This window comes from Bradyrhizobium sp. S3.2.6 (genome assembly GCF_040546885.1).
Taxonomy (GTDB): domain Bacteria; phylum Pseudomonadota; class Alphaproteobacteria; order Rhizobiales; family Xanthobacteraceae; genus Bradyrhizobium; species Bradyrhizobium cytisi.
Map to the genome: position 1 here is coordinate 1 of NZ_JBEPOS010000055.1, position 6,216 is coordinate 6,216.

4 protein-coding genes are annotated in these 6,216 nt (G+C 61.9%); 1 reads left to right on the forward strand and 3 read right to left on the reverse strand.

All coding sequences use genetic code 11. The features are described from left to right. Positions 1 to 526 precede the first annotated feature (526 nt). The gene (locus ABID58_RS37140) at positions 527 to 1,888 is read right to left on the reverse strand and encodes a M16 family metallopeptidase (protein ID WP_354037775.1); all 1,362 of its coding nucleotides are present in this window, start codon (positions 1,886 to 1,888) and stop codon (positions 527 to 529) included. Then, positions 1,885 to 3,273: a M16 family metallopeptidase gene (locus ABID58_RS37145; protein WP_354037776.1), complete on the reverse strand. Its 1,389-nt coding sequence runs from the start codon at positions 3,271 to 3,273 to the stop codon at positions 1,885 to 1,887. Before ABID58_RS37145 ends, ABID58_RS37140 begins: the two co-directional genes overlap by 4 nt. Positions 3,274 to 3,927: 654 nt before the next feature. On the opposite strand from ABID58_RS37145, the gene ABID58_RS37150 reads away from it, so the two are divergent. Then, positions 3,928 to 4,437, forward strand: a complete 510-nt coding sequence (locus ABID58_RS37150; RefSeq protein ID WP_354037777.1) for a hypothetical protein — start codon at positions 3,928 to 3,930, stop codon at positions 4,435 to 4,437. A 297-nt stretch (positions 4,438 to 4,734) separates the two neighbouring features. Here the strand turns inward: ABID58_RS37150 and ABID58_RS37155 are convergent, their stop codons facing one another. Continuing rightward, the gene (locus ABID58_RS37155; RefSeq protein ID WP_354037778.1) at positions 4,735 to 5,511 is read right to left on the reverse strand and encodes a bestrophin-like domain; all 777 of its coding nucleotides are present in this window, start codon (positions 5,509 to 5,511) and stop codon (positions 4,735 to 4,737) included. Positions 5,512 to 6,216 lie beyond the last annotated feature (705 nt).

The window sequence follows — 6,216 nt, forward strand, 5'->3', positions numbered from 1 at the left end:
GACGGCCATCCCCATAGCCGTATCGAAGACCTCATGCCGTGGCGATTCCGCAAAACGTCAAGCCAGCCTCAATAGGGTTGCGGCTAAGCGCTTACGCATTGTCGTGCAGAGGGCTGAGACCGTGCTCGACACGCTCGACGGCAGCATGACGCTCGGCGAAGCTGTGATCCGCCAAACCGCGCAACTGGCGCAGCGCGACTCCGACGACCCCAGCAAACAGCCTTTGCGCGCGGGCTTGCGCGCGACGGGTATGTGCTCGCCTGGGACAACTATGGGCGCAATGCCTCCATTCGGGCTGCTCCGCCTGGCGAAATCCAGCTCCCCGAGACCGACGACGAGGTTCATCAGCTCCTCAAATCGTTCGGTTTTGTTCTCGATCCGATTCCATGGAGATTGGTTGGACAGGCAAACCGGTGCGAAGCCAAGCAGCGGAAAAGACTCGAAAATTCCATATGCGATACCCCTGCCCTCGCGGGGGAGGGGTTAGGGACAGGGATAAACCGCAACGGAGGTGCGCCTAGGAACGTCAGTTCGACTTCGGGGTCGCCGCTGCCGGCTGGGCGGCCGCCTGCGGGGCGCGGCCGACGATTACGGTGAGCAGGCCGTCGCCCCAGAGCTTCTTCGCGACCCGCCTGGTGTCATCAAGCGTCACCGCGTCGACGATGGTGTTGCGCTTCTCGATATAGTCGATCGGCAGCTTGTCGAGCTGATACTGCAACAACGTCCACGCCAGCTTGGAGGAGGTGTCGAGCGCCAGCATCTGCGAGCCCTTGAGATAGGACTTCGCCTCGTCGAGCTCCTGCTGCGTCGGGCCCTCCTCGGCGATGCGGCGGATTTCCTTCTCGACCGCATCGACGGTCTCGCCGGCGCGATCGGCGCGGGCGCCGGTCTCGCCGATGAACAGCGCGGAGTGATCCATCCAGAGCAGCGCTTCTTGGATCGAATAGGCCAGCCCGCGCTTCTCGCGCACTTCCTTGAAGAGCCGCGACGACAGGCCGCCGCCGAGAATGTGGTTCACCACATCGGCCGCCATGAAATCCGGGTCGTGCCTGTTGATGCCGGGTCCGCCGAAGGTGACGACGGTCTGCGGCACGTCGAGCGGGATGAAGGCGCGCTGCGGCGGCTTGGCCGCCACGACGTCGGGGATCGGTGTCAGTTCAGCCTTGGCCGGCAGGGCGCCGAAGGTCTTGTCGAGCAGCTTGCCGAGCGTATCGGGATCGACGTCGCCGACCACGACGATGCGCAGCGTATCCTTGGCGAGGATCCGGCGCGCATAGTCCTTCAGGTCGGCGATCTCGATCTTCGGTACGCTGTCCAGCGTGCCGGTGTCCGGCCTGCCATAGGGATGATCGCCAAACGCGACTTCGAGGAACTTGCGGTGGGCCAGCGAGGACGGACTGGTCGATTCACGGCGCAGGGTGGAGATCACCTGGGCGCGGATGCGTTCGACATCGGCCGGCTCGAACCGCGCGGAGGTCAGCGCCATCCGCAACAGGTCGTACGCTTCGTCCTTGTTGTCCTTGAGCATGCGAAGCGAGCCGCGGAAGTGATCGCGCTTCGCAGCGAAGCTCAACTTGATGGCGCGGCGGTCGAGCCGCTCATGGTAGGTCTTGGAATCAAGATCGCCTGAACCTTCGTCAAGCAGGTCGGCGACCAGATTGCCGACGCCGGACTTGCCGGCCGGATCCTGGCTCGCGCCGCCGCTGAAGGCATATTCCATCGCGATCAGGGACACGGTCGCGTCCTGCACGAACCACGCTTCGATGCCGCCAGGCGACACCAGTCGCTGGATCTTGGCTGCAGCCTGCGAGGGCGCGGATGACAGCGTCAGCGTCGCGGCGCAGGCGCCGCCGATCAGTGCCGCGCGGCGGGTGAGGGAATAGGTCACGAGCGCTTCTCCTTATGTTTCGGCGCAGTATCCTTGATCAGATAGCCGGTCACCGATCGCTTCTTGTCGAGCCATTTGACCGCGGCGTCGCGCACCTGCTCGGCGGTGACGGCGCGGATGCGGTCCGGCCAGCTCCTAATATCGTCGATGCTGAGACCGGTGGTCAGGGCACCGCCATACCAGCGCGCCAGGGCCGCCTGATTGTCCTGGGCGTAGATCGCTTCGGCAATGAGCTGGGTCTTGACCCGCTCGAGGTCCTCGGCGCGTGCGGTATTCTGCGCGAGGTCGGCGATCACCTTGTCGATCGCCTTCTCGATCGGCGCAAATTCGACGCCGGGCTTCGGCGTCACCAAGATCGAGAATTGCGACGGGTCGAGCGCCGTGCCATCGTAGCCAGCGTCGGCGCTGATCGCGAGACCCCTGTCGGTCACCAGCGCGCGGTAGAGATAGGAGTTGGCGCCGCCGCCCATCAATTGCGCGAGCACATCGAGCGCGGGGCTTTCGCCCGTTGCCGCCGTCGCGGCCGCCGGAACCAGATAATAGCGGCGCAGGCCGGGCTGCTCGACGCGCGGATCCGACAGCGTCACGGTGCGCGGCGCCGCCGGCATCGGCTCCTGCGGCCGGATGCGTTTCTCGGGGATCGCGTGCTGCGCAGGGATCGGACCGAAGTTCTTCTCCACCAGCGGGCGGATGTCGGGGACGTCGACGTCGCCGGCGACGACCAGGATTGCGTTGTTCGGGGCGTAGAAGCGCTTGTAGAACGCGAGCGCATCCTCGCGGTCGAGCTTTTCGATCTCCTGGTGCCAGCCGATCACCGGGCGGCCGTAGGGATGGTTGAGGTAGAGCGCGGCCATGATCTGCTCGGTCAGCCGTGCGTCAGGGCTGTTGGCGCCTATGTTGTATTCTTCCAGCACGACGTCACGCTCGGGCAGCACGTCCTCGTCCTTGAGGACGAGGCCGGTCATGCGGTCGGCCTCGAACTCCATCATGGCAGGAAGCTGCTCGCGCGGCACGCGCTGGTAGTAGCCAGTGTAGTCGCCCGAGGTGAAGGCGTTCTGGTCGCCGCCGACCCGCTGCACGGTCTGCAAGAACTCGCCGGCCGGGTGCTTGGCGGTGCCCTTGAACATCAAATGTTCGAGGAAATGCGCGAGCCCGGATTTGCCCGGCGTCTCGTCGGCGGAGCCGAGCTTGTACCAGATCACCTGCGTCACGACAGGCGTGCGGTGATCGGGGATCACCACAACCTGCAGGCCGTTGTCGAGCGTGAAGCTGGCGGGGCGTTCGGAGGTAACCGTGGTCTGGGCGCGGAGGCCGCTGCTTGACAGCGAGGTCGTGCAAACAAGTGCGGCAACGAAAAGGGCGATCGCTCGTTGTGAGGGCATCATGATCCTTGTGGAAGCCCGAACATGCGGTCGGGGCGCGAAAGCACGGGCACCCTACACGGCACTGTCCGTGCCGGTCATCACGAAACGGAGAGAGACGCGCCGCCCCGCATTAAGCTTTGCTCATGTGAGGCCCGGCCGCGAGGATGAGATTGTAAAACCATACGTATCGCTGATTGACGTTAGGTTCGATCGTCTCCGCGCGGTGCGCCAGCGCCTCTCGTGGCAAACCTTTTACCTGCCGAAGTTTCCTCACGGTAAACGCGGTACCTTTCGGATAGTCACGCCCGAGAGGGCGTCTCCTTCAAGAACTCTACACACGTCGCATCTGGCTTCTCCATGAATGGCTGTTGGGGCGCCGACTTAAATCTCCGTTGACACCGAGCTCCAGTACGCCAGTTCCGGGCAGAATTCGGCACGGCATCGTGTCCGCAACAATCTGCGGGTAGACCGGACTTCTGCCCGCTCGTTTTCAAGACGCCAGTACTGGTGGGTCTGTTGCGCAGGATATCAAGGAACGCGCCCGCGCCGTAGTGAGCCAGATTCCAAAAGATCTGCTCGCGCGAACCGCTGCCGTTCTTCTCCTCAAAGACTCAAAGTCGAGCTACGTCAATAGAAGGCGAGAGACCACCGCAGGACCGTATCCAGCGATGGGGAATGGTCATCGGGAAGGCTGGACGGGGACCGCTCGATGAGGCAGAGGTTCTACGCGTGCAGCGCATCGCGATCGGCGATGAGCGCTTCGTGAAGCTCGGCTTCCGTACCGAAGCTGGTTTCGTCGGCGACCACGACCGCGAGACGCAAAGACCGATCCCGTATCATATCAGCGCGCACCACGAAGATATCGCCTCCCTGGTCCGCGGACCAATCGCGTTCGATCATGCGGCGGAAAATGAGCTTGATCCAGTCGTCGCCGCCGCCGTGCTGGCCTTCGGTTCATCTTTATCCACCGCTTTGAGGACGGCAATGGCCGCATTCACCGATAGCATCCGTCGAGTTCATCAGCCCAGCGAGATGCAGCAGCCCGTCCTCAGGACGCTGCCCTTGCGTCAACAGCCGAACCAGCTCCCGTGTGGCTTCCACCACAAAGACGCCGCAATCATAGTTGCTTCCCTGCGGTCGGGCTGCAGGTTGCGCCGAACTTTGCTGCCAGGAGATTTGCAATAGCGAGGTGAAATCCCCTGGAAGAGTCGTAGTGATAAGCCATCTTTCCAGCTCGCGTCGACCGACGAACAGCAGCGACCAATGCCCGCCGTCGTCGATTCCGCCACTGCCGGCGTTCACTGGCACCAACAGGAAGTTGGCGTATCGTTACCATGCTCGTCGAGGACGATTCCCTGCACGGCTTCCAGCATATCGATCTCGTCCCCGCTCAAGCGCAGGTGCTGCGAGCGGGCGCGACAGATCTCCCAGCTGCGTCAACGCGGGAATGGTTTGCATTAAACGCAAGAAGCTGATGCATCCTCAATCCGCTGCGATTTTGGCGACCTCAGCCAGAGGTCCCGGTTCTACTCGGATATCACCGGAAAAAGGACGCTCTTGCAGACCAATGAGTCCCAGCGCCATCACGACGGCGATTGAGAACACGCTTAGCGCCGTAATTTGCGCACCGGCCTTCGTCAGGTGCACCAACCCGATCGATATCTGTGTCACCACGCCAAGGATCAGGACGAGAATCCATTTGGCATCGATCGTGCGGTCCGAGGCTAACGCGAGCCGTTCGGAGCGCGCGCTGCCCGCTCCGACTGCGGCATTTAGCAAGGCCGTCTGTACCGCAGCACCCGCTGCTTGACCGATCCGAGGATCGCTCACTTCTCGCAGCAAAGCGTCATAGACGGACTCAACCGAATGGGCCTCCTGGTCCTGCGCCATCGCCGGCCACTCGTCATCCACGAGGGCGGCGACGTATTTCGCAAGCACTGAGCGGAGGCTGCCCATGTCCGGGACGGACGCGTTACTAACAGCATAGATGTTGCGCAGTTCCGCCGCCTCTGACTGCACCGCGCGGGCCGCTTGACGGTTGCGATCGGTTATATCATTGGCCAAAAATCCGGTCAGGAACGCAAACAACACTCCGACCGTGCCGAAAAGCGGAGCGACCACGCCTTCTACGCGGCGCACCAGCACAACCGTTGCAGGGCTGAAACTCGCGATCACAATGACAGCGCCAGTCGTTGCGTAAAGGGCGATGAGGACCGCGAACAATTCAAATGCTGGAAAGTCCAACCAACCTTTGATCATTGGGTTAGGCGATCCTCTATTGCAAGGCGGCGAATCCGATTAGAAACATATGAGCATTGAGCCGCCCAACAATATATTGCTAGTGAAAGCACAACCAAGGGACCGCGACAGAATGGTTCAGGGATTGGGTTCGCTCGCTTAAGGATCATTATTCTCTCAAAGTTTTTCCATGGCTTTTGCATGGCCAACTCTGGGCACGCCAGATCACGTCGCTCGGGCACTTGGTCCGCATGATGCCGCTAGCCTACGTGAAGTCTTACGTCCAGGCGCCGCCGCATGTCCGCCGATGAGCACCTCGGCTTGCGGCTTGGGCATGCCGATGTCGAGAGGGGGGCGGGCGGGAGCTCCTTCGCGGCCATAACCCAAAGCTCCTGCTCGCCTCGCAGACGAAAGGCACCCGGGTTGGCGAGGTCGAACATCGCGAAAACCGAAATGATGAGGCTGGCCCTAGAGGACGACGCTCGCATTTGGTCAACAGACCCAATATGCGTGACTTTACTAGAATGGGCATGAAACCTGTCGAGACGAATTCGTCTTTACCAATATCTCTCGAGCGTGACGGACTTTCGGTCCGACCATGCGAACGTGTCTTTGTGTCGCGTACCGAGTTAGGGCCCGTCCATAAACAACTGAGTCATAATTGCCACAGATCGCGAGGATTTTTTGCGCGGGATTCACAATGATGAGTCGCGCGACGTAGCGTCG

What these genes read in the sequence shown, in the direction of transcription:
- ABID58_RS37145 (WP_354037776.1), bottom strand. Translation starts at nt 3,273, where the DNA reads ATGATGCCCTCACAACGAGCGATCGCCCTTTTCGTTGCCGCACTTGTT.
- ABID58_RS37150 (WP_354037777.1), top strand. Translation starts at nt 3,928, where the DNA reads ATGGTCATCGGGAAGGCTGGACGGGGACCGCTCGATGAGGCAGAGGTT.
- ABID58_RS37155 (WP_354037778.1), bottom strand. Translation starts at nt 5,511, where the DNA reads ATGATCAAAGGTTGGTTGGACTTTCCAGCATTTGAATTGTTCGCGGTC.